The sequence below is a fragment of the Microbacterium commune genome (assembly GCF_014836945.1).
GTDB lineage: Bacteria > Actinomycetota > Actinomycetes > Actinomycetales > Microbacteriaceae > Microbacterium > Microbacterium commune.
The window spans coordinates 367,924-389,193 of record NZ_JACSPX010000003.1 but is presented as its reverse complement, the minus strand read 5'-3'; the positions used below and the strand labels follow the sequence as shown (position 1 = coordinate 389,193).

General features: G+C 70.0%; 21 protein-coding genes and 1 tRNA gene. 5 read left to right on the top strand and 17 right to left on the bottom strand.

Annotated features, from left to right (window positions below; translation table 11 throughout):
- Window positions 1-5: 5 nt before the first annotated feature.
- The 4 genes from H9633_RS12025 to pabB form a co-directional block, all read right to left on the bottom strand.
- Entirely contained in the window at window positions 6-2,264 is a 2,259-nt protein-coding gene (locus H9633_RS12025) for a ComEC/Rec2 family competence protein (RefSeq protein ID WP_318247275.1), read from the bottom strand.
- Window positions 2,261-2,938 (bottom strand): helix-hairpin-helix domain-containing protein, encoded by a 678-nt coding sequence (locus H9633_RS12020; RefSeq protein WP_191713311.1) that lies wholly within the window; start codon window positions 2,936-2,938, stop codon window positions 2,261-2,263. The genes H9633_RS12025 and H9633_RS12020 overlap by 4 nt, the downstream gene beginning before the upstream one ends.
- Before the next feature lie 106 nt (window positions 2,939-3,044).
- Entirely contained in the window at window positions 3,045-5,537 is a 2,493-nt protein-coding gene (gene leuS, locus H9633_RS12015) for a leucine--tRNA ligase (protein ID WP_191713310.1), read from the bottom strand.
- A 111-nt stretch (window positions 5,538-5,648) separates the two neighbouring features.
- Window positions 5,649-6,956: an aminodeoxychorismate synthase component I gene (gene pabB / locus H9633_RS12010; RefSeq protein ID WP_191713433.1), complete on the bottom strand. Its 1,308-nt coding sequence runs from the start codon at window positions 6,954-6,956 to the stop codon at window positions 5,649-5,651.
- 75 nt (window positions 6,957-7,031) lie between these two features.
- On the opposite strand from pabB, the gene H9633_RS12005 reads away from it, so the two are divergent.
- The 3 genes from H9633_RS12005 to H9633_RS11995 are packed head-to-tail and all read left to right on the top strand — an operon-like array spanning window position 7,032 to window position 9,721.
- Window positions 7,032-7,709 carry a DedA family protein gene (locus H9633_RS12005; protein ID WP_071642999.1) on the top strand — a complete coding sequence of 226 codons (678 nt, stop codon included), beginning with the start codon at window positions 7,032-7,034 and terminating at the stop codon, window positions 7,707-7,709.
- A 33-nt stretch (window positions 7,710-7,742) separates the two neighbouring features.
- The gene (locus H9633_RS12000) at window positions 7,743-8,762 is read left to right on the top strand and encodes an App1 family protein (protein WP_071643003.1); all 1,020 of its coding nucleotides are present in this window, start codon (window positions 7,743-7,745) and stop codon (window positions 8,760-8,762) included.
- Window positions 8,759-9,721 (top strand): 3-methyladenine DNA glycosylase, encoded by a 963-nt coding sequence (locus tag H9633_RS11995; RefSeq protein ID WP_225211427.1) that lies wholly within the window; start codon window positions 8,759-8,761, stop codon window positions 9,719-9,721. Before H9633_RS12000 ends, H9633_RS11995 begins: the two co-directional genes overlap by 4 nt.
- Here the strand turns inward: H9633_RS11995 and H9633_RS11990 are convergent.
- On the bottom strand, window positions 9,684-10,856 hold the full coding sequence (locus H9633_RS11990) for a glycoside hydrolase family 3 N-terminal domain-containing protein (RefSeq protein WP_225211426.1): 1,173 nt from the start codon (window positions 10,854-10,856) through the stop codon (window positions 9,684-9,686). The two genes, H9633_RS11995 and H9633_RS11990, sit on opposite strands and share 38 nt — an antisense overlap.
- 171 nt (window positions 10,857-11,027) lie before the next feature.
- Here H9633_RS11990 and H9633_RS11985 point away from each other — a divergent pair, with 171 nt between their 5' ends.
- On the top strand, window positions 11,028-12,167 hold the full coding sequence (locus tag H9633_RS11985) for a calcium:proton antiporter (protein WP_404802971.1): 1,140 nt from the start codon (window positions 11,028-11,030) through the stop codon (window positions 12,165-12,167).
- Window positions 12,168-12,218: 51 nt separating this feature from the next.
- Here the strand turns inward: H9633_RS11985 and H9633_RS11980 are convergent, their stop codons facing one another.
- From H9633_RS11980 to H9633_RS11970, 3 genes are all read right to left on the bottom strand, one after another.
- Window positions 12,219-12,917 (bottom strand): S8 family serine peptidase, encoded by a 699-nt coding sequence (locus H9633_RS11980; protein ID WP_191713309.1) that lies wholly within the window; start codon window positions 12,915-12,917, stop codon window positions 12,219-12,221.
- Window positions 12,880-13,548 carry a hypothetical protein gene (locus tag H9633_RS11975; RefSeq protein ID WP_071643009.1) on the bottom strand — a complete coding sequence of 223 codons (669 nt, stop codon included), beginning with the start codon at window positions 13,546-13,548 and terminating at the stop codon, window positions 12,880-12,882. Before H9633_RS11975 ends, H9633_RS11980 begins: the two co-directional genes overlap by 38 nt.
- Before the next feature lie 336 nt (window positions 13,549-13,884).
- A tRNA-Ala gene (locus tag H9633_RS11970) sits at window positions 13,885-13,957 on the bottom strand.
- Window positions 13,958-14,154: 197 nt separating this feature from the next.
- On the opposite strand from H9633_RS11970, the gene H9633_RS11965 reads away from it, so the two are divergent.
- Window positions 14,155-14,358: a hypothetical protein gene (locus H9633_RS11965; RefSeq protein ID WP_071644944.1), complete on the top strand. Its 204-nt coding sequence runs from the start codon at window positions 14,155-14,157 to the stop codon at window positions 14,356-14,358.
- 22 nt (window positions 14,359-14,380) lie between these two features.
- Here H9633_RS11965 and rsfS read toward each other — a convergent pair whose 3' ends face one another.
- The 9 genes from rsfS to rplU form a co-directional block, all read right to left on the bottom strand.
- Window positions 14,381-14,758 carry a ribosome silencing factor gene (gene rsfS / locus H9633_RS11960; protein ID WP_071644945.1) on the bottom strand — a complete coding sequence of 126 codons (378 nt, stop codon included), beginning with the start codon at window positions 14,756-14,758 and terminating at the stop codon, window positions 14,381-14,383.
- Entirely contained in the window at window positions 14,758-15,909 is a 1,152-nt protein-coding gene (locus H9633_RS11955; protein ID WP_225211425.1) for a hypothetical protein, read from the bottom strand. Before H9633_RS11955 ends, rsfS begins: the two co-directional genes overlap by 1 nt.
- Window positions 15,906-16,508: a nicotinate-nucleotide adenylyltransferase gene (gene nadD, locus H9633_RS11950; protein WP_071644947.1), complete on the bottom strand. Its 603-nt coding sequence runs from the start codon at window positions 16,506-16,508 to the stop codon at window positions 15,906-15,908. Before nadD ends, H9633_RS11955 begins: the two co-directional genes overlap by 4 nt.
- A 6-nt stretch (window positions 16,509-16,514) precedes the next feature.
- On the bottom strand, window positions 16,515-16,727 hold the full coding sequence (locus tag H9633_RS11945; protein ID WP_191713308.1) for a hypothetical protein: 213 nt from the start codon (window positions 16,725-16,727) through the stop codon (window positions 16,515-16,517).
- A gap of 49 nt (window positions 16,728-16,776) precedes the next feature.
- Entirely contained in the window at window positions 16,777-18,054 is a 1,278-nt protein-coding gene (locus tag H9633_RS11940; protein WP_191713307.1) for a glutamate-5-semialdehyde dehydrogenase, read from the bottom strand.
- Between the two features lie 54 nt (window positions 18,055-18,108).
- Entirely contained in the window at window positions 18,109-18,897 is a 789-nt protein-coding gene (gene proB / locus H9633_RS11935) for a glutamate 5-kinase (protein ID WP_191713306.1), read from the bottom strand.
- Window positions 18,894-20,393, bottom strand: a complete 1,500-nt coding sequence (obgE, locus tag H9633_RS11930; RefSeq protein ID WP_191713305.1) for a GTPase ObgE — start codon at window positions 20,391-20,393, stop codon at window positions 18,894-18,896. Before obgE ends, proB begins: the two co-directional genes overlap by 4 nt.
- Window positions 20,394-20,492: 99 nt before the next feature.
- Entirely contained in the window at window positions 20,493-20,750 is a 258-nt protein-coding gene (gene rpmA / locus H9633_RS11925) for a 50S ribosomal protein L27 (RefSeq protein WP_071643174.1), read from the bottom strand.
- 20 nt (window positions 20,751-20,770) lie between these two features.
- Window positions 20,771-21,079 (bottom strand): 50S ribosomal protein L21, encoded by a 309-nt coding sequence (rplU, locus tag H9633_RS11920; RefSeq protein ID WP_071643172.1) that lies wholly within the window; start codon window positions 21,077-21,079, stop codon window positions 20,771-20,773.
- Window positions 21,080-21,270 lie beyond the last annotated feature (191 nt).

Here is a 21,270-nt window from a genome sequence, read left to right as displayed (position 1 = left end):
TGCTGTCACTCCTGGCGCTCCGTCCACACCACGAGTCGCCCACCCTGCTCGCCGAGCAGCACGAGGCCGCGCCGATCGGTGCGCAGGGCACGCGAGCCGGCCGCCTCGAGCATGATCAGCGTCTCCTTGCGCGGATGCCCGTAGTCGTTGTCCTCCCCCACGCTGATCAGCGCTGCGGGTGCCGCGATCTGCGCGTACAGTGCGGGCTCCTGGTCGCGGCTGCCGTGATGCGCGACCTTGACCACCGCGTACTCGCCGCCGACCCGACCGCTCGCCAGCAGCTGACGCTGAGGAGCGGCGGAGAGGTCGCCGAGCATCAGCATCCGGGGCACTCCCCCGCCGGCGATGTCGACGACGATGCTCGCGTCGTTGCCGCTGGGGAACGCCGCCGAGTCAGGCGGCGGCCAGACGACGCGCCACTCGGCCGATCCGAGCAACCCGTGCGTGCCCACCGCTCCGCCCCGCAGAGCGGCGCCGCCTGCGGCGAGCTCATCCAGGATCCGCTGGTCCGCAGGCTCGGCGACGGGCCCGTGCAGCACCGTGTCGACGCGGCCGGCCAGCGAAGTCGCCGCTCCCACGTGGTCGAGGTCGAAGTGCGAGAGCACGAGCAGATCGATGCGGTCGGTGCCGGTCTGTGCCAGGCATCCGGTGAGGGCATCCGGATCCGCACCCGTGTCCACGAGCGCGGTCTGCGACCCCGAGCGGATGAGCACCGCATCGCCCTGCCCGATATCGCACGCGGCGATCGTCCATGCACGCGGAGTGGTCATCGATGCGAGCGGCCCGCGCAGCAGCATCCCTGCGACCGAGGCGGCCGACGCGATGACCACTACGGCGGCCGCGACAAGACGCAGCCGCCGTGAGCGCGGGCGCACGAGCACGAGCGTCGCAGCCGCGCTGATCACGGCGACCACGGTGGCCGCGAGCGGACCGGCCGGCACCGCAGCCGTCGCACCGGGCAGCGACGCCGACACCGTCGCGGTGGTCTGGATCCAGGCGGCGGGCAGCCAGGCAGCCGCCGCGAGCAGATCGGCCAGCGGCGGCACCGGGGAGGTGAGACAGGCGAGCAGCCCGATCACCGTCGCGATGGGGGCGGCGGGGGCGGCGAGGAGGTTCGCGACGACACCCACCACCGACTGCGTCTCCGAGAACAGGGCGACGATCGGTCCGCACACCAGCTGGGCCGCGAGGGGCACCGACAGGGCGAGGGCGAGCGGCACGGGCATCCAGCGCCCGAGCCCGCGCAGCAGCGGACGGGACAGCACCAGCAGCGCGGCGGTCGCCGCAGCCGACAGCGCGAACCCCGGTGTCGCGGCCAGCCACGGGTCGGCGATCAGCAGTCCGCAGACCGCCAGCGACAGCATGGCCAGCCCCGCGCTCGGCCGCCCGATCAGCAGAGTGAGCATCGCGAGCGCGGCCATCACCGAGGCGCGGACCACGCTGGGCTCGGGGGTGACCAGCACGACGAAGGCACCCAGGGCGAGAAGCGAGAGCGCCACGCGCAGCGCGCGACCGCCGCCGAGCAGCGAGACGAGCCAGAACACCACCGCGACCACGATCGCGCAGTTCGCCCCGCTGACGGCCGTGAGGTGGCTGAGTCCGGATGCCAGCATCGCCGCGCTCACCTCTTCCGACACCGCCCTCGTGTCGCCCACCGCGAGACCAGGGAGCAGCCCTGCGCCCGGTTCGGGAAGTCCGCTCGCGCGCTGGATGAACTCGGCGCGCGTGGTCGCGGCGACCGCGAAGGCCCCCGAGGCCGGCGCCGTCACCTCGGCGCGGGTGCCGAAGAGAACCAGAGCGGCGCGCTCACCGGCATCCGTGCGCTTGCCCTGACCCGTGACGCGCAGCACCGCACCGAGATCCGCTCCGTCGATCGGTGCGACGCCGACCCGGATCGGGCCGGCGACGCGCTGCGGGTGCCCGGGCGGACCGATCGCGATGGTCTGCGCGTCGAACCAGAGACGCCCATCGCTGCCGAGGGATGCGGATGAGCTCACCTCGACGAGCGCCTCGACGACGTGCCCGTCCTGCGCCGTGAGGGCGTCGCGGGCCGGCTGTGCGGCCGCGACGGTCGCGGCGAGACCCGCACCGCACAGCAGCACGAGCACGACGAGACCCGCTCGACGACGACGGAGGATCACCAGCAGCACCGCTCCGATCAGCGCGATCGGGATGGTGGGCCCGGCCAGGCGAGGCACGTGGATGAGCAGCAGTGCCGCGCCCCAGAGCACGACCGCCACCACGCTCGTGCGCAGGTCGGTCACACCCGCACCTTCTCGCGCATGCCGGCGAGCAGCTTCTCGCCGATCCCCGGCACGGCAAGCAGGTCGTCGACCGACCGGAAGCGCCCGTTCTCGTCGCGCCAGTCGATGATCCGCTGCGCGAGGGCCGGACCGATGCGCGGCAGCGTCTCGAGCGCCGTCTGGTCGGCGGTGTTGAGGTTCACGATCCCGTCCGCCGCCCCGGCACCGACGCCGGTCCCCGCGCCCCCGTCGCCCGCCGAGGCGCCGGGCGGCTGCTCCGCGCCCATCTTCGGCACGACGATCTGCTCGCCGTCGCTCAGCGGACGCGCGAGGTTCACGGCCTGCAGGTCGGCGGATTCGAGCGTGCCGCCGGCAGCCGCCAGAGCGTCGACCAGCCGCGCGTGCGGATCGACGATGTACAGGCCGGGGGCGGCGACCTCGCCGAGCACATGCACGTACAGCCCCTCGGGCGGCGCGACGGCAGAGCCGCCACGCGTGTCGTCACCGGTGGCCGCCGACGCCGACGCTGCGCCGTCCAGCGCGATGCTCTCGGTGGGGGCAGCCTGGCCGCGCAGGATCCCCCAGCCGACCGCGGCCGACAGCACCACGAGCCCCAGCGTCACCGCGGCGCCGACGCCGAGCCTCAGACGCGGGCGCGCACGGGCATCCGGCTCTGCGGACTCGTCGGCTGACACCCTGTCACGCTAGGGCGCGCGGCACGGACGACTGCAGACGGATCCCGGCGACTGTGCACAACTCGCACGAGACGGCGAGCTGTGCACAGCCGCCGTGAAGAGTCGATCAGCCCTTGACGGCGAAGTTGACGATCTTCGGCGCACGCACGATCACGCGCACGATCTCCTTGCCCTCCAGGGCGCGCTGCACCTTCTCGTCGGCGCGGGCGGCGGCTTCCAGATCGGTGTCGGAGATGTCGGCGGCGACCTCGAGGGTCGCGCGCACCTTGCCGTTCACCTGCACGGCGGTGGTGACGGTGTCCTCCACGAGCAGGGCGGGGTCGGCATCCGGCCACTGCACGGCGCTGACCGACGGCTCGTGACCGAGGCGGGCCCACATCTCCTCACCCGTGTGCGGCGAGATGAGCTCGAGGATCATCGCGACGGTCTCGGCGGCCTCGCGCACGGCGGGGTCGGCGGCTCCGGCGCCGGTGTCGATCGTCTTGCGGATGCCGTTCACCAGCTCCATCAGACGCGCGACGACGACGTTGAACTTCGTCTGCTCGACGAGCGCCGGCGCATCGGCAAGCAGACGGTGCGTGATGCGGCGCAGGGCCGCGTCACCGGCATCCGGTGCCGTTCCCGGCTCGCTCGCCACCTCGTCGGCGACGCGCAGCGCGCGAGAGAGGAACTTCTGCGCGCCCGACAGCGACACGCCGTTCCACTCCTTGTCGTCCTCCACCGGACCGGCGAAGGCGAGGCCCAGGCGCAGAGCGTCGGCACCGTACTGCCCGAGCAGGTCGGACAGCTCGACGAGGTTGCCCTTGCTCTTCGACATCTTCGCGCCGTCCATGATGACCATGCCCTGGTTCACCAGGTTCGAGAACGGCTCCTCGAAGTCGATCAGGCCGAGATCGAAGAGCACCTTCGTGATGAACCGGGCGTACAGCAAGTGCAGGATCGCGTGCTCGACACCGCCGAAGTACCCGTCGACCGGTGCCCAGCGCTTGGCCTCGGCGGGGTCGAACGCGAATTCGGAGCTGTTCGGCGACAGGAAGCGCAGGAAGTACCACGAGCTGTCGACGAAGGTGTCCATGGTGTCGGCGTCGCGCAGCGCGGGCTCACCCGATGCGGGATCGACGGTGCGCACCCACGACTCGGCCGCGCCCAGCGGCGACGAGCCCTTCGGGCGCAGGTCGAGGCCGTCGACGCTCGGCAGCTGCACGGGCAGACGGTCTTCGGGCACGGGCACGACGCTGCCGTCGTCGAGGTGAAGCATCGGGATCGGCGTGCCCCAGAAGCGCTGGCGCGAGATCAGCCAGTCGCGCAGGCGGTAGTTCTTCGCCGCGCGGCCGGTGCCCGCCTTGCCGAGCGTGGCGATGGTGCGGGCGATGGCCTCGGCCTTGTCGACGCCGTCGAGGTCGCCGGAGTTGACCAGGCGCCCGTTGCCGATCAGCGCGGTGCCGGTCACGGCGGGATCGAGCTCGGCGAGGTCGTCTCCCTCGTTCGCACCGCCGGTGACGGTCGTGTCGACGACGACCCTGACCGGCAGGTCGAACGCGCGAGCGAAGTCCAGGTCACGCTGATCGTGCGCGGGCACGGCCATCACCGCGCCGTGGCCGTAGTCGGCCAGCACGTAGTCGGCGGCCCACACCGGCATCCGCTCGCCGTTCACCGGGTTGATCGCATAGCGCTCGAGGAACACGCCGGTCTTCGGACGGTCGGTCGACTGCCGCTCGATCTCGGTCTGCTTCTGCACCGTCTCGAGGTAGTCCTGGAAGCGCATCCGCACCTCCGACGACGACCCGGATGCCAGTTCCGCCGCCAGGTCGGAGTCGGGGGCGACCACGAAGAACGTCGCCCCGTGCAGCGTGTCGGGCCGCGTCGTGAACACGGTGACCGGCTCGTCGCGACCCTCGATCACGAAGTCGACGTCGGCACCGGTGGATCGGCCGATCCAGTTGCGCTGCATCTGCAGCACCTTGTGCGGCCAGTGCCCCTCGAGAGTGTCGAGGTCGTCGAGCAGACGGTCGGCGTACTCGGTGATCTTGAAGTACCACTGCGTGAGCTTCTTCTTCACGACCTCGGCACCGCACCGCTCGCAGCGGCCGTCGACGACCTGCTCGTTGGCGAGCACGGTCTGGTCGTTCGGGCACCAGTTCACGGCGCTCTTCTTGCGATACGCCAGCCCGCGCTCGTACAGCTTCAGGAACAGCCACTGGTTCCAGCGGTAGTACTCGGGGTCGGAGGTGTGCAGCACGCGCGACCAGTCGTACGACATGCCGTAGCCGCGGAACCCGGCCTTGTGCTGGTCGATGTTCTTGTAGGTCCACTCCCGCGGGTCGGCGCCGCGCTTGATCGCCGCGTTCTCGGCGGGCAGCCCGAACGAGTCCCAGCCGATCGGGTTGAGCACGTTGTGCCCGCGGTGCCGCCAGTACCGCGCGACGATGTCGGGATACAGGTAGTTGATGGCGTGACCCATGTGCAGGTCGCCCGACGGGTACGGGAACATGCCGAGGATGTACTTGCGGGGCCGCTCGTCGCCGTCGCCGCCGGCCACGAACGTCTCGTTCTCGGCCCAGTACTCCTGCCACTTGAGCTGGATGTCGTGCGCGGACATCACTTCAGGGGACTCGGCGTGGGACGCGTGCTCGGTCAAGGAACGGCCAATCTGACGATGCGGAACGGCCCGGAAATCGGGCCCTTCCAGGGTATCGCGAGCGGCATGCGGTCAGGAAACCGGCAGCAGGTCGCGCCAGGGCTGCGGCAGCGCGGCGCCGAGCGCGGCGAGTGGAGCGCGTGCCTTCGTCGCGACCTCCGCGACCTCGGCGTCCGGTCGGGAGAGCCAGGTGATCCCCCCACCGGCGCCGACGGATGCCGAATCCGCGTCGATCACGATCGTGCGGATGACCATGGCGAGGTCGACTCTGCCGTCGAGGCCGACGTGACCGAAGCAGCCGGAGTAGATGCCGCGGGGCCCCTTCTCGAGGCGGTGCAGGATCGTCATCGCCGACAGCTTCGGCGCACCGGTCATGCTGCCCGCCGGGAAAGCGGCGTCACAGAGATCCCCGAACGTCGTTCCCCAGCGCAGCCGTGCGCTGACGGTGCTCACCAGCTGATGCACCGCCGGGTAGGTCTCGACGTGCCACAGGCGCTCGACCTGGACCGAGCCAGGAACACCCACATGCGAGAGGTCGTTGCGCATGAGGTCGACGATCATGACGTTCTCGGCGCGCTCCTTGGCATCCGTCCGCAGCTCTTCGGCGAGCCGCACGTCGTCGGCCGGTGTGACACCGCGCGGTCGGGTGCCCTTGATCGGACTCGTCGACACGCGCCCGGCTCCCGTGGCGAGGAACTGCTCGGGACTGGCGCTGAGCACGTGCTGCTCCCCCACCCGCAGGTAGCCGCCGTGATGCGCAGGCGTCGCCGCGCGCAGCCGCAGGTACACGGCGAAGGGATCGTCGGGACGGGCGGCGGTGAACCGGGTGGTGAGGCACAGCTGGTACGCATCGCCGCGCCGGATCGCCGCGCGGCACTCCTCGACGAGGGCGCTGTACTCGGCCACCCCGTGCCGCGCCGCGGCGGCGCGCGTCGGTGCCGCCAGCGGGGGCGGCTCGATCGGCATCGCGGCGAGCGCGTCGTGCACCTCGGCCGACCACGCCTCGATGTCGGTCTCCGGCGCGAGGGCGTGCACCGCACCGGTGGCGTGGTCGAGGGCGACGGCGCGGGTGACGGCTATCCACGTGGGCGCCGCGGGGCTGTCGGCGATCGGGGCGCCGTTCGCCGCCGCGCCGTGCTCGTAGGGCAGCCACCCCACCCAGCCGCCGAGGAACGGGATCCCGGATGCCTCCGCCGCACCGCTCAGGTCGACGCGGCGCACCGCCTCGGGGTCGTCCTCCACGGGGCCGGTGCCGATGATGCTCCACCCCTCGCGCGGGTCGGTTCCGGCATCCAGCCAGAACGCCGCCCCGGCATCGTCGAACAGGTGCGCGAAGAGAGAGCCGACGTCGGAACGGTGCGCGTCCACCGGCCGCGCCACGACGTGTGCGGTGAGGGGAAGCGGTGCGGGCACCTTCACAGCGTATGGCTCCGCCGCAGGCTTTACGCTCGTGGGGTGAACGACATCGTGCTCTGGGTCATCGAGGCCGTTCAGGCCGTCGATCCTGTGCTGCGGACGGTGCTGGCCGGTCTGGCGATCATGCTCGAGACGAGCATCCTGATCGGCCTGGTCGTGCCGGGCGACACGGTCGTACTCGTCGCGGCGATCGGCGTCGACGGCTGGGTGGAGGGCATCGCCCTGGGCGTGACCGTGGTGATCGGCGCGCTGATCGGCGAGTCGATCGGATTCTGGCTCGGCACGTGGGCGGGTCCGTACATCCGCGCGTCGTGGCTGGGGCGCCGGATCGGCGAGGAGCAGTGGCGGCGATCGGAGCGGTACCTGCGTCGACGTGGTGGGGTGGCGATCTTCCTCTCCCGGTTCCTGCCCGTGCTGCACTCCCTCGTTCCGCTGACGGTCGGCATGAGCGGATACGCATATCGCCGGTTCATCGCCTGGACGCTGCCCGCCTGTGTGCTGTGGGCCGCGCTGTACGTGGGTGTCGCAGCGACCGCGGCGGGCAGCTACCCCGAGCTGTCGGAGAGGGTGCACTACGCCGGGTACGTGTTCGTCGGCGTGATCGTCGTGCTGCTCCTGGTGCTGCTCGTCGGCAAGAAGCTGCTCGCCCGCCGCGAGGAGCGCCACATGCTCCGGATCAGCGACACCGATGAGGGCGGGCAGCAGAGCGGACAGTGACCGTCGCGTGCGAAGCGTGAAAGACTGGAGCCGATGACTCCTGCGTCACCGGCCAAGATCCACTGGTTCGCCCGCCTCGAACACCGCCTCCACGTCTGGCGCGAGCGCCGCGCTCGCCGACGAGGACGTTCGGCGACCGTCGTCCCGTTCCCCGGCTACGGCAGCACCGGCTGGGTGCGCGTCGTCGGTCGGGCGCTGATCGTCCCGACGCCGCGGAAGAACGCTCGCGGGGAGGGCGGCGTGCGCGGGTGGCGTTCGTTCGTCAGCATCCCGGTCAGCTTCGCCTCCGTCGTCGTCGAGATCGGCGGGCGCACGCACACGGTCGTCGCCGACCGCGGCGGGGTTATCGACTCCGTCATCGAGGCGGAGCTGCCGCCGGGCTGGCAGACCTTCTCGATGTCGGTCGAGGGAGAGGAACCGGTCGACGCCACCGCGTTCATCGTCGATGAGAGCGTCGACTTCGGCGTGGTCTCCGATGTCGACGACACCGTGATGGTCACCGCGCTGCCACGGCCGTTCATCGCCGCGTGGAACTCGTTCGTCGTCGACGAGCACGCCCGCACTCCCGTGCCCGGGATGGCGGTGCTGCTCGAGCAGCTGCGACGGGACAACCCCGGCTCGCCGATGATCTACCTGTCCACGGGCGCGTGGAACGTCGCTCCCACGCTCACCCGCTTCCTCAGCCGTCACCTCTTCCCCGCCGGAGCGATGCTGCTCACCGACTGGGGGCCCACGCACGACCGCTGGTTCCGCAGCGGCCAGGCGCACAAGACGGGCAACCTGCGCCGGCTGGCGGAGGAGTTCCCGAACGTGCGCTGGCTGCTGATCGGCGACGACGGCCAGCACGACGAGGCCATCTACTCGCAGTTCCTCGAAGAGCACCCCTCCTCCGTCGCGGCTGTCGCGATCCGTCGCCTGCTGCCGGCCGAGGCTGTGCTCGCCGGCGGGCGTGCCTCGGGCGAGCACGCCGAAGGCAGCGTGCCGTGGGTGAGCGCTGAGGACGGCGCGGGGCTGCGCGAGCGGCTCACCGAGGTCGGCATCCTGGCGGAATGAGCAGCTCGCTCACGCGCACCGAGTGGGCGGCCCGTGCGCAGACGCACGCCGAGCGGGCCGACGCCCTGACCGCGGCGCATCGCGCGCGGCAGCAGCGCGGCGAGAAGCATCCCGTCGAGGACTTCCTGTTCACCTACTACTCGTACAAGCCCGCGCAGCTGCGGCGGTGGCATCCGGGTGCCGGTGTGACGCTTCAGGATGCCGGGGAGCGCGCCGAATGGCGCTGGTACTCCCCCGGCGTCGAGCCAGGCGGACACGCTCCGGATGCGGAGGCGTTCCGCGGCGAGAAGCCTCAGCTGGCGTCTCTCGTGGAGCGGATGCTGCGGCTCACCGCCGCCCGCCCCGGCCAGTTCGGATGCTTCGGGCTGCACGAGTGGGCGATGGTCTACCGCACGGACGAGCACCGGCACGCCGTGCCGCTGCGCCTCGGCGGCGCCGGGACGGACGCCGTCGTCGAGGCCGCCGAGCTGCGCTGCACGCACTTCGACGCGTTCCGCTTCTTCACCGACGATGCCGTGCCGCGCAACCGTGTGCCGTTGACCCGGGAGAGTCAGCCCGATCTCGAGCAGCCCGGCTGTCTGCACGCGGGGATGGACGTGTACAAGTGGGCGGTCAAGCTCGGCCCGCTCGTTCCCGGCGAGCTGCTGCTGGATGCCTTCGAGCTCGCCTCCGACATCCGCCGCCTCGACATGGAGGCCGCGCCCTACGACCTGTCAGCGTGGGGCGTCCGGCCCGTGCGGATCGAGACGGCCGAGGGCAAGGCCGAGTACGTGCGCCGGCAGCGTGTGTTCGCCGAGCGCGGCAACCTGCTGCGCGAGGCTCTGCTGACGGCGTGGCTCGGTCGCGATCAGCGGCCCTCAGACGGCCGCGATGAGCCGTCGTCTGCGGGTCGCGCTCGGCGGTCGTCTGCCCCCGTCGCGACTAGCGGTCGTCTGCCAGCTGCATCCGCAGTCGCATGACGTGCTCGGCGGCGTCCCGCAGGCGGTCGGGGCTGAGTCTCCCGTCGTCGACGGCGCCCACGATCCCGGAGACCATCTGGGGCGCGGTCTGCGCCGTCGACCCGGCGACCATGAGCACCATGTCGTTGCCCGCCTGCAGTGCCGTCACGGCGTTCGCCACGGGATCCTGGTACTCGGCGATGCCCGATCCGCTGAGCATGCCCAGGTCGTCGGTGATCATCACCCCGTCGAAGCCCAGCTCATCCCTCGCGATCTCGTGCCAGCGGGCCGACAGCGACGCGGGGGCCGTATCAACGGCCGTGTACGCCAGGTGCCCGAACATGAGCAGCTCCGCGCCGGCGTCGATGCCCGCGACGAACGGGCGCGACTCGCCCGACTGCCATTGCTGCAGGGTCATCGCGGTCGCGGGGATGCTGTGGTGGGAGTCGCCGGGCGCTGCACCGTGACCCGGAAAGTGCTTCAGCGTCGAGAGCACCACGCCCTCCTCGCCGCCGACGGCGGCCGTCACCCGTGTCGACGCGGCGTCGGGGTCGGGGCCCAGCGCACGAGAAGCGATGAAGGACGAGGCGTCGGCCGGCACGTCGGCGACGATCCCGAAGTTCACGTTGGCACCCGTCTCGGCGATGAGGGCGGCACGCTGGGCGAACACCTGCTCGGTGTGTGCCGCATCGAGTCCGTGCAGGCCCCGCCCGCCCGGCAGCGTGTCCCACGGCAGGCGCCGCACGACGCCGCCCTCCTGATCGATCGCGATGAGCGGTGGCAGCGCGGGATCGAGGGTGAGCGCATCGCTCAGCGCTCTGACCTGGGATGCGTCAGCACCGATGTTCCCGCCCATCAGGATGAATCCACCCAGAGGCGCGCCCTGCGGCGCCGACTGCATGTATGCGCGCAGGGCGGCGGGGTCGGTGCCGGAGATGTGCCCCATCACGACGCTGGCGGCTTGCTCGGTGATGCTCATCGCCGCGACCGCGTCGACGGCCGGATCCCTCGACGGGCGGGGTTCGGGCGACGGCACGACGGTGGGAGCATCGGGGCTCGCGGGGCTCGATGTTGCGGGCGCGGCGGGAGTGCACGCGGCCAGCAGGCACACGGCCAGGGCAGCGGCGAGGGCACCACGGATCGCTCGAGCACGCATGGTGTCGACGGTACTCGGCCACTCCGACCGTCGGCTGTGCGAGGTCGTGACGTCGGCGCCGGCGTTCGACGTCGACGTCGGCGGATTGCTACCCTGGTGCTGACGTGACCGGCGGGACGACCCGACGGAGTGATCGCAGGTGGGGACGGCCCCGCAGATTCGGATCGCACCGTGACCCGCTCCGCACTCATGCGCTCAGTCCTGACCCGAACCGCCGTCCTTCGGCTCCTGCTCGGCTGGGGCTCCTTCGGTGTTCTGCTCGCTTTCGCACCGGTGCTGCGGAATCGGCTGCCGTCGCCGCTGCTCTGGTTGATCCTGGCCGCGATCGTCGCTGTCATCATCGTGTGCGCCTTCGGCGTCGTCACCGAAGCCGAACACCTCGCGCACCGGCTCGGCGACCCGTACGGAACGCTCGTGCTCACCCTGTCGATCGCGGCCATCGAGGTGATCCTCATCTCGGCGGTCATGCTCGGCCCGGGCGAGCATCAGACGATCGCGCGCGACTCGGTGATGGCCGTGTCGATGATCATCATGAACCTCGTCGTCGGCGTCGCCCTGATCGTCGGCGGACTGCGGCATCGCGGTCTGCGCGCGAACCGCGACGGAGTGTCCGCTTATCTCGCGATGCTGATCGTGCTGCTGGCGGTCGCGTTCGCGTTCCCCGCGTTCCTCGGCGAGAGCGGATCGTACGCCCCAGCCGCGGCGATCGCCATGGTCGTGCTCGTCGTGCTGCTCTACGCGTTCTTCCTGCAGAGGCAGATGGGGCCGCAGAAGACGGACTTTCAGGAGCCGGGGGCTCGCTTGAATGCGGGTGCAGGGCCCTCTCACGCCTCGGTGCGAACCGTGCTGACCGCGCACCGGCGCGAGCTCGTCGCCCGCACGCTGCTGCTGCTCGCGCTCGTGCTGCCGATCGTGCTGCTCTCGCACGACATGGCCAGGCTGCTCGATGTCGGCCTCGACCACCTCGGTGCTCCGGTGGCGCTCTCGGGCATCCTGATCGCGATGATCGTCTTCCTGCCCGAGACGATCACCACCGTGCGCGCGGCCCTGGTCGGCGAGATGCAGCGGGTGAGCAACCTGTGTCACGGTGCTCTCGTCTCGACCGCCGGTCTCACCATCCCCGCCGTGCTGACGATCGGCCTCGTCACCGGCGAGAGGGTGTTGCTCGCCGAGAGCCCGATGAACCTGCTGCTGCTGGGTCTCACTCTGCTGCTGACCATGGCGACCTTCTCCGCACGGCGGGTGAATCCCGTGCACGGCGCCGCGCACCTGCTGCTGTTCGTGGTCTACGGGATCAGCGTGTTCGTCTGACCCCCGTCGAGGGCGTTGGTCGGCTACTGTCTCAGTGCACGACGCCGGCTGCTATGTGGTGATCAGCTCCCAGTCAGGCAGGCTGCTGGTGACCGTCCCCTCCGCGGCATCCGGCCCGGCTGTGGTGACGGAGATCGACACCCGCGCGGGACAGTACGTGACTCCGACACTATTTCCGGCAGCGGCGACGACGATGAAGCCATCGTCCTGAAGCTGTGTGACCGTCGTGCACAGCGGACAGTCGCCGGTGCATTCGGGGGTGCGACGCCCCGCCGAGACGTTTATGATCCGTCCACGCTCGCCGAGCATCTCTGCGGCTTTGCGCATGCCCAGAGACAGCCTGCCGACCGTGGCGGTCTTGTCCCGGCCGAGGGCCTTGACACTGAGCACTTCGGTGAACGGTGAGCTGTGCGCAAGGAGTATGGCCGCCACTGCGGTTCCGTGGCCGTGCTCGTCGCGAACTCCCTCGCCGGTCAGGTCCACCTGTTCCAGAACCTTGCCCACGAGGGGAGGATAGTCGTCGCAGACGCCGGTGTCGACGACGGCGACGGTGATGCGGGAATCCGACCACGGTGCCGTCTCTACCCATTCGGGTCTGACAGGTCTGCTGCGCCACCGCCCGTCCGCTGAACGCAGAAAGTCCATCGTCAAGGATGTGCCGAGCGCCTCCACCGGGTCGTCGGCGCCGAACCCGGTGCCGAGGAGGGCGGCGTCACCTCTGTTCATCAGGTTTCTCCGTCGGCTCATCATCCCCCGCTGCGCGTGGCGGGGCCGTCGATCCTCCGTCTGACGTTCCTGCGGTTGCGACGGCGGTGGCGCCGACACCGAGCAGAGCTCCAAGAATTCCGATGCCGGCTTCTGCGCTGATGATCCGAGTCGACATGAGCGCAGCTATCACACCCACGCCGAACAGCACGATGACCAATCTGCCCCAGTTCTTCAGCACGAACGGGATGGTCACCGGCGTCGAGGCCGCGTTGCCTGTTGCGGTGCCGATGATCACTTCCCTCGTCAGTGATTCCGTCAGACCTTCCACCGTGGCCTTGACTGTGTAGCGTCCCGCCTTCGTGAACGTTGTCGTGAACGTATCGCCGCCCTGCGACGACGGCGTGGCCCCGACGGCGCCCCAATTGATCGTCTTTCCACTTTCGACTCCGACAAGGCCGAACAACAGCTCTTCATTCGGGGCACCCGACGTGGGCCCCTTGATGCGGGCGTCATCACCGAGCCCACGGGCAACCTCGTCAGACGTCGTTGCGACGGTCTGGCCTTTCCTCACTGCGGTCGCGATCACATTCAGGGCCCGGCGGTGGTAGAGATGCGCGAACACGAGCGCCACGACGATCACGAGGATCGCCGCGACCACGAAGATGATGGCCATGTAGTAATTCGACAGCGCGATATTCACCGCGGTAGATGCAGGGTCGAATGGTGTACTGCTCGGTTCCGGTGTCTCCATTGCGCACTCCCCAGTGTCCCAATGCGGCGGCAGCCCGCCCCCAGGCGATGCTTTGTCACACAGTGGCACCCCTGAGGTCCCGCGTCAATGGCCAGATGATCCGTTGAGCCTGATGGCCGTTTTCCGCAGCGACCTGTCGTGCACGGGGCGGAGGACGCAGGCTGCGGCGAAGGGCACGAGCGCCTGCGCAGCCCGCTTAGGCTGATCCGCCGCGGACAAGAAGAAAGTCCCACGATCACTCGCGGGACTTCTTATCGGTGGACCTGAGGGGACTCGAACCCCTGACCCCCTGCATGCCATGCAGGTGCGCTACCAGCTGCGCCACAGGCCCATCTTCGCTGCCTGACTCGGCAACCTGATCAGCATACTACGCACCGGCGGGCGGGTGCCAAATCGCCCCACCGGGCCGGGTGTGTCGCCTCGCCTAGCCCCTGAGACGTGCGCCGTCAACCGGATCCGACACCGGACCGGGGCGCGCTAGATTCGCCGGACACGGCGCGCACGACGTCGTCACGAAGAGGAGCGATCATGTCGAACCCCACCCCGAACATGCTTCCCGAAGACCCCGACCTCGAAGAGAACGAAGCCGTTCCGACCCGCGAGGTGGACGGCGAGGTCGAGCTGGATCCGGACGCCGATCCCGACGGGATCGACAGCATCGACGCCGACCGCCTGGCATCCGGCGCCGCAGACGCTGACGACGCCTGGTCAGGCGACGAGCGCGTCGACTGACGCTGGGCGGCGACGCCCGCGATCACTCCCCCGCGGCGGGCGCGGGGAGCTCGATGGGAACGACCGGGCAGTCCTTCCAGAGACGCTCGAGACCGTAGTACACCCGCTCCTCGGAGTGGAAGACGTGCACAACCAGGTCGCCGAAGTCCAGCAGCACCCAGCGCGACTCGGCACGGCCCTCGCGGCGCACTCGACGGTGCCCGGCTTCGAGAAGCTGGTCCTCGATCTCGTCGGCGATGGCGGCGACGTTGCGCTCGCTGTTTCCGGTCACGAGCAGGAAGATGTCGACGAGCGGCAGCGGCTCGGAGACGTTCAGGGCAAGGAGGTCCTCGCCCCCCTTCGCGTCAGCTGCACGAGCGGCGATCTGCAGCATCTCTGCGGCGGTTTCTGGGGATTGCATCAACCGAGGACTCCTGTGGTGAAAGCGATGATCAGCGACGCGGCCAGCGCGAGCGCGAGACCCCCGGCGACGATCGCGAGGGTGAGAGTGAGCTTGCTGCCCTTGTCGGGCACGGGGGGCCGGATGACTTCACCGGCGGGCTTGGAGGTGCTGATCGCCGAGCTCGCGGCGATGGGCGTCGGCGACGACGCCGGCGCGAGCTCGCCGTCGATGAGCACGGCATCGATGTCTTTGCCGTCGGTGGTGCCGAGCGCGTGACCCTGCGAGCCCATGCCGTCCGGCAGGGCGTAGGTGCCGGTGATCAGCAGCTCGCCGGTCGATGCTACGGGCCCCGAGAGCGACCCGGCGCCGGGCGACGGCGTGAAGATCAGCGTGCTCGCGGTCTTGTGCGAACCGCCCGATCCGGTATCGATCAGATCGTCGAATGCCGTGGGCGTGCCCGGCCCGGACGGGGACCGCTTGACGCCGATGCCGAACGCGGCTCCGACCATCGGGCGCTCGGGCTCGACATCCGCATCGCCATCCGTATCCGCGTCCGCCTGGTCTTCTTCGACATCGCGGGCGGGTGACGCGCTCGGCAGGCCGGCGTCGGAGGTGGTCGACTGCGCCGGCTGCGGCGCGAAGACCGGGACGCTTCCGTCGCGGTCGGATCCCGCCGCAGCGGCCGCCTCGGCGACGGGTACGTCGACGATCAGCTCGGCCACGACCGGTTCCTGCACCACGGTCTCGTCGACCACCGGTTCTTCGACGACGGTTGCTTCGACGACCGGCTCGGCCACGACCGGCTCGACGACCGGCTCGGCGACGGGCTGAGCGGCGACCGGCTCTTCGGCAGCGGACTGCGGTGCGATGGAGTCGATGGGGCCGGAATCCGTGCGGCCGCGCTCCTTGGCACGCGCGGCGCGGCGGGTCAGCGGCGCCGACGAGGCGGCCGAAGATGACTGCACTGCTGCACCCGGCTCAGCTGCGGCGCGCTCCGCGGCGTGCGACTCGACCGAGTCCGTCTCGGCGGACCGGTCGCTCGGCGTCTCAGCCTGCGCCGCCTGCGCGGCGGCTGCGTCCTCACTGCTGACGACCGGTGTCGAGCCGGTCAGGCGGAGCTCACGCAGCTGCTTGCGCGTGAGGGTGTGCCCGTCCTCTTCAGTGCTCATGCCTTGCTCCGATACAGATGATGCTTCGCGATGTACTGGACCACGCCGTCCGGGACCAGGTACCAGACGGGCTGGCCGTCGGCGATGCGCTCGCGGCAGTTCGTCGACGAGATCGACAGCGCCGGCACTTCGAGCTGACTCACATCGTCGGTGGGCAGTCCGTCCGTGCTCAGCACGTGCCCCGGACGGGAGACGGCGACGAAGTGAGCGAGGTCCCACAGTTCATCATGGTCTCTCCAGCTGAGAATCTGCGCCACGGCGTCCGCGCCGGTGATGAAGAACAGCTCGGCGTTCGGACGCTGCGCCTTCAGATCGCGCAGCGTGTCGATGGTGTACGTCGGCCCGTCACGATCGATGTCGACGCGGCTGACCGTGAAGCCGGGGTTCGAGGCCGTCGCGATGACCGTCATCAGATAGCGGTGCTCGCTCGGCGAGACGTGCTGCTTCTGCCAGGGCTGGCCGGTGGGCACGAACACGACCTCGTCGAGGCCGAAGGAGTGCGCCACCTCACTCGCCGCGACCAGGTGACCGTGGTGAATGGGGTCGAACGTGCCACCCATCACGCCGATGCGCGGTGCCCGAGCGCTGGAATCGTGCATGCGGTCCTAGTGGCCGTGGCCGTCCTTGCCGTGCTTCAGGGCGTACGCCTCGGCCTTGGCCGCGTGGCGGTTCGCGACGTTGCGGAACGACAGCGTCACCAGGCCCATCGCGGCGAAGACGATCGCGGCGATGACACCGAAGATGAAGGTCTCGGCGGCCACGTTGCCGTGGTGCTCCGTCTCGGCTGCGGCCATCGCGATCTGGGCGATGAGGTTCATCCTGACTCCGTTCCTGACATGGCAAGCAAACGCCTGTCCATTCTAGTCCTCAGCCGCGGATCTGGCCGGACCCGCGCGCGAGCCACTTCGTGCTCGTCAGCTCGCCGAGGCCCATCGGGCCGCGCGCGTGCAGCTTCTGCGTCGAGATCCCGACCTCGGCGCCGAACCCGAACTCGGCGCCGTCGGTGAAGCGGGTGGAGGCGTTGACCATCACGACCGCGGAATCCACTTCGGCGAGGAACCGTTCCGCGTTGCGGGTGTCGGTGGTGATGATCGACTCGGTGTGTCCGGTGCTGTATCGGCGGATGTGCGCCAGCGCCTCGTCGAGATCGTCGACGACCTTGATCGCGATCTCCAGACCGAGGTACTCGGCCGCCCAGTCCTCCTCGGTGGCCGGGATCGTGCCCGCGACGAGACCGGCGACCATGTCGTCGCCGTGGATGGCGACACCCTCGCTGAGCAGCGCGCTCGCGATCACCGGGATGAGCTGGGGAGCGGCCTGGCGGTGCACCAGCACGGTCTCGACCGCGTTGCACACGCTCGGGCGCTGCACCTTCGCGTTCAGCACGATGTCGCGCGCCCAGTCCATCGGCGCCGACTCGTCGATCACGATGTGCACCACCCCGGCCCCGGTCTCGATGACCGGCACGGTGGATTCGGTGACGACGGTCTCGATCAGCGCGGCGCTGCCTCGCGGCACGAGCACGTCGATCAGACCGCGCGCGTGCATCATCGCCTTCGCGCCGTCGCGACCGAAGTCGTCGACGCTCTGGATCGCTTCGGGGTCGTGCCCGAGATCCGCCAGCGCCTGCCGCATCACGGCGACCAGCACCGTGTTCGATTCCCGGGCGGCGCTGCCGCCGCGCAGCACCACCGCATTGCCCGCGCGCAGGGCGAGGGCGGCGATGTCGACGGTCACGTTGGGGCGCGCTTCGTAGATCGCTCCGACGACCCCGAACGGAACCCGCACCTGCTCGAGGGCGACGCCGTTCGGCATCCGGTGCCCGCCGATCACCTGCCCGATCGGGTCGGGCAGGGTGGCGACGTCGCGGACGGCGGATGCCAGCGCGGCCACACGCCGCTCATCCAGGCGCAGCCTGTCGATGAGCGACTCGCCGATGGCATCCGCCCGCCCCCGCTCGATGTCGAGCGCGTTGGCCTCGACGATCCGAGCAGTGCTCGACTCGATCGCCTCGGCGATCGTCTCGAGCAGACGCGCCTTGTCGGCGCTGGTCAGCCGTGCGATCGACCGTGAGGCCTCCTTGGCGCGCACGAGGCGAGCCTGCGCGGTGTCCGCCTGGGCATCGAAGACGGGAGTTGTGCTCATCCGGTCAGTGTATCGACGCGCCGGCGCGGCCAGGGCCGCCATGACGCCGGCGGGTCAGCGACCGACGGAGGGGGCGAACCACGTGCCGATCGGCTCACCCTCGAGGGCCTTGCCGACCAGGTCGGCGCTGGTCACCAGCACGCCGATGCCGGATGCCGCGGCCATCCGCGCAGCCGAGACCTTCGTCGCCGCTCCCCCGGTGCCCACGCTGTTGACGACCGAGGCGCCGAATTCGAGACCGCTGAGATCGGCGTCGGCCGGGATCTCCTCGATCGGCACCGCCGTGGGGTCCGTCGGCGGCTTCGTGTACAGCGACTCGACGTCGCTGAGCAGCACGAGCGCATCAGCGCCGACGAGCTGCGCGACGAGCGCCGCGAGCCGGTCGTTGTCGCCGAAGCGGATCTCCTGCGTGGCGACCGTGTCGTTCTCGTTGACGATCGGCAGGATGCGCAGCGACAGCAGCCGGTCCATCGCTCGTCGCGCGTTGCTGCGCGACGTCGGGTTCTCGAGGTCACCGGTCGTCAGCAGCACCTGACCGGCCACGATGCCGAACGGCCGCAGGGCCTCCTGGTACCGGAAGACGAGGACGTTCTGCCCCACTGCGGCGGCAGCCTGCTGGGTCGCGAGATCGGTGGGCCTCGAGTCGAGGGCCAGGAACGGGATGCCCGTGGCGATCGCCCCCGATGAGACGAGGATGATCTCCGCCCCGCGCCGGTGCGCCGATGACAGCGCCTGCACGATCATCGGGATGCGCCACGACGACTCGCCGCTGATCGATGAGGATCCGACCTTGACGACGATCCGGTTCGCTGTCGCCAGCTCGGCGCGGCTGCTCGCGGTCATTCCTCGTCCTCGCGTGAGGCGAGGCGCTTCTCCTCGAGCTCGGCTCGGGCTGCGGCGCGCGCATCCATCATCTCGTGGTACTGCTCACGACGCTCGGCCGTGGTGCGGCGGTTCGAGCCGCCGATGCGGATGTCGGTGCCGCGCGGCGAGCCCATCAGCTCCGCCGTCGAGGCGATCGAGGGCTCCCAGTCGAAGACGACGCTGTTCTCTCCGGTGCCGATCATGACCGTCGCGCCGGCCACGGCGCCCGCCTTGAACAGCGCGGTCTCGACGCCGAGACGCTCGAGACGGTCGCCGAGGTAGCCCACGGCCTCTTCGTTCTGGAAGTCGGTCTGCTGCACCCAGCGCACCGGCTTCTCACCGAGCACGCGGTAGATGTTGCCGTAGGTGCCGCCCTCGACGCGGATGGAGAACTCCTCCTTCGCGCCCTTCGGCCGGATGACGACGCGTTCACGGGGAACCTCGACCGCGACCTCGGCGCGGTGCTGGTCGACGAGTTCGGCCAGCGCGAAGCTCAGCGCGCGCAGCCCCTCGCGTGCGACGGTCGAGATCTCGAAGACCCGGAAGCCGCGCGCCTCGATGTCGGGGCGCACCATCTCGGCGAGCTCGCGAGCTTCGGGCACGTCAACCTTGTTCAAGGCCACGATCTGCGGTCGGTCCAGCAGAGGGATCTGCCCCTCGGGCACCTCGTACGCGCCGAGCTCGGCGAGGATGACGTCGAGGTCGGACAGCGGATCGCGACCCGGCTCGAGGGTGGCGCAGTCGAGCACGTGCAGCAGGGCGCTGCAGCGCTCGACGTGGCGGAGGAACTCGAGGCCGAGCCCCTTGCCCTCGCTCGCGCCCTCGATCAGGCCGGGAACGTCGGCGACGGTGTACCTGCTGTCACCGGCCTGCACCACTCCGAGGTTGGGGTGCAGTGTCGTGAACGGGTAGTCGGCGATCTTCGGACGCGCGGCAGACAGTGCGGCGATCAGGCTCGACTTGCCCGCGGACGGGTAGCCCACGAGGGCGACATCGGCGACGGTCTTCAGCTCGAGCACGACCGAGCACTCCTGCCCGGGCGTGCCGAGCAGCGCGAAGCCGGGGGCCTTGCGCTTGGGCGAGGCGAGTGCCGCGTTGCCGAGCCCGCCGCGGCCACCCTCGGCGACCACGTACTTCTCGCCGGGGACGATCATGTCGTGCAGCACGTCGCCGTCGACGCTCTTCACCACGGTGCCGACGGGCACCGGAAGCTCGAGCGACTCGCCGTCGTACCCGGAGCGGTGATCGCCCATGCCGAAACCGCCGTTGCCACCGGTGCGGTGCGGTGAATGATGGTACGACAGCAGCGTCGTCACCTGCGGGTCGGCGACGAGGATGATGTCGCCTCCGTCGCCGCCCTTGCCGCCATCCGGACCGCCGAGCGGCTTGAACTTCTCACGATGCACCGAGACGCAGCCGTTGCCGCCCCTGCCGGCGCGGAGGTGCAGCGTGACGGTGTCGACGAACGTGACCATGTGTGACTGCTCCTTGAACTGGGCCCCGAGCCCGTCGACGGGCGGGGATACGAGGACGGGGCGAGCCGAAGCCCGCCCCGTCCAGGAAGTCTGCTGCTCTTACTGAGCGGCTGCGACGATGTTGACGACCTTGCGGCCGCCCTTGGTGCCGAACTCGACGGCGCCCGCCTCGAGAGCGAACAGCGTGTCGTCGCCGCCACGGCCGACGCCCGCGCCGGGGTGGAAGTGGGTGCCGCGCTGACGGACGAGGATCTCGCCGGCGCTGACGGTCTGACCGCCGAAGCGCTTCACGCCGAGTCGCTGTGCGTTGGAGTCACGACCGTTGCGGGTCGAGCTCGCGCCCTTCTTGTGTGCCATGTCCTGAGCCTCTTCCGTGCTTACTTGATGCCGGTGATCTTGACGCGCGTGAGCTCCTGACGGTGGCCCTGGCGCTTCTTGTAGCCGGTCTTGTTCTTGAACTTCTGGATGACGATCTTCGGGCCGCGGAGGTTGCCGATGACCTCAGCCGTGACCTTGACCTTCGCCAGCTTGTCGGCGTCGGTGGTCACAGAGGCACCGTCGACGAGAAGCACGGCGGGAAGCTCGATGTTCTCGCCCTGGGCAGCCTGAACACGGTCGAGCTGAACGATCGTGCCGACCTCGACCTTCTCCTGCCGGCCACCGGCGCGCACTACTGCGTAAACCACTTCATACCTGTTTCGTTGGGGAGCGGATCGCTCCGGGAATCTCACGGGAAGACTGTTGCTTGCGTTCATCGCCGGGGCGACGGATGCGGACGCAAGACTTCTCCTGCGATCGGCAAAGCCGCCAGGGGTCTCGCACCAAAGGACAACTTTACCGGATCAGCGCCGATGCCGCAAAGCGGCCCCGATCGCGT